This window comes from Kluyvera ascorbata ATCC 33433 (genome assembly GCF_000735365.1).
GTDB classification, from domain to species: domain Bacteria; phylum Pseudomonadota; class Gammaproteobacteria; order Enterobacterales; family Enterobacteriaceae; genus Kluyvera; species Kluyvera ascorbata.
The window spans coordinates 1-1,985 of record NZ_JMPL01000219.1 but is presented as its reverse complement, the minus strand read 5'-3'; the positions used below and the strand labels follow the sequence as shown (position 1 = coordinate 1,985).

Sequence of the window (1,985 nt, the reverse complement as noted above, 5' to 3'; positions counted from 1 at the left end):
GTTTTGTACCGATTATCACCACCGTCGTGCTGGGCCTGGTTGGCCTGGTGATCCCGCTGGTATGGCCGGTATTTGCTCTGGGGATTAAAGCGCTGGGTCAGGTTATTAACGGCGCCGGTGATTTCGGCCCGATGATCTTCGGTACCGGTGAACGTCTGCTCCTGCCATTTGGTCTACAGCATATTCTGGTGGCGCTGATTCGCTTTACCGAAGCGGGCGGCACCATGGACGTCTGCGGCCACGACGTCAGCGGCGCGCTGACCATCTTCCAGGCACAGCTGAGCTGCCCGACCACCCACGGCTTCTCCGAAAGCGCAACTCGCTTCCTGTCTCAGGGCAAAATGCCGGCCTTCCTCGGCGGCCTGCCGGGTGCAGCATTGGCGATGTACCACTGTGCTCGCCCAGAAAACCGTCATAAAATTAAAGGCCTGCTGATTTCTGGCGTGATCGCCTGCGTCGTGGGCGGCACCACGGAACCACTGGAATTCCTGTTCCTGTTCGTTGCACCGGTGCTGTACGCTATCCATGCGCTGTTGACTGGCCTGGGCTTCACCATGATGGCGGTACTGGGCGTCACCATCGGTAACACCGACGGTAATATTATCGATTTCGTGGTGTTCGGTATCCTGCACGGTCTGTCGACCAAATGGTATCTGGTGCCAGTTGTCGCTGCGGTTTGGTTTGCGGTTTACTACGCCATTTTCCGCTTCGCTATCGTGCGCTTTAACATCAAAACGCCGGGCCGTGATGTAGATACCACGCCTGCAGCAGAACAGACCACCAGCGGCGTGACCGGGAAGTCCGGCTACAATGTGCCGGTTATCCTGCAGGCCCTGGGTGGCGCAGAGAATATTTCCTCTCTTGATAACTGCATTACTCGTTTGCGTCTGTCCGTTAATGACATGGATAAAGTAGATGTCGATACGCTGAAAGCCAACCGCGCCATTGGGGTGGTAAAGCTGAACCAGCATAATCTCCAGGTGGTTATTGGCCCACAGGTTCAGTCGGTAAAAGACGAATTGTCGGTACTGATGAACTCCGTGCAAGCGTAAAGCCCTTTGCCCCTGTGCATAACAGGGGCAAAATAGCCCAATCTTCCCTTCGTTAGGATCTCCACATGTTTGATTTTTCAACGGTGATTGACCGACACGGCACCTGGTGCACCCAATGGGACTATGTTGCCGACCGCTTTGGCGACGCCGACCTGCTGCCATTTACTATCTCTGATATGGACTTCGCTACCGCGCCCTGCATCCTGGACGCGTTGAGCAAACGGCTTTCCCACGGCGTGTTTGGCTATAGCCGCTGGAAAAACGATGAGTTTCTTCCTGCCATCGCCCACTGGTACGCCCACCGTTTTCACGCGGTGATTGATACCAACACGCTGGTTTACGGCCCATCGGTTATCTATATGGTGGCCGAGATGATTCGCCAATGGTCCGCTCCCGGAGACGGGATCGTGGTGCATACGCCTGCCTATGACGCGTTCTTTAAAACTATCGAAGGTAATCAACGCCGCGTGGTTGGCGTTCCGATGGATAAACAAGACGGTCAGTGGTTCTGCAATATGGACAAACTGGAAGCGGCACTTGCCGAACCGCAGAACACCGTGCTGCTGCTGTGTAGCCCACAAAACCCGACCGGCAAAGTCTGGACCCGTGATGAACTCGAAACCATGGCGGCACTATGTGAAAAACATAACGTGCGCGTCATTAGCGATGAAATTCACATGGATATGACCTGGCAGGGCCACGCGCATATTCCGTGGAGCGAAGTAGCTCGCGGCGAGTGGGCGCTGTTCACCTCAGGGTCAAAGAGCTTCAATATTCCGGCATTCACCGGCGCATACGGCATGATTGTTGGTAACTCGGCGCGCGAAGCCTATCTTACGGCGCTAAAAAACCGTGATGGCCTCTCTTCACCTTCTGTACCCGCGCTGGTCGCTCATATTGCTGCCTACGAGCACGGGGAAACCTGGCTGGATG

At 55.4% G+C, this 1,985-nt stretch carries 2 protein-coding genes; both read left to right on the top strand.

Annotated elements, in window-relative coordinates; genetic code table 11:
• On the top strand, window positions 1-1,052 hold a 1,052-nt coding region (malX, locus tag GKAS_RS23235; protein WP_035897889.1), incomplete at its 5' end, for a PTS maltose transporter subunit IICB.
• A 65-nt stretch (window positions 1,053-1,117) separates the two neighbouring features.
• The coding region (locus GKAS_RS23230; RefSeq protein WP_035897887.1) for a MalY/PatB family protein at window positions 1,118-1,985 on the top strand (868 nt) is incomplete at its 3' end.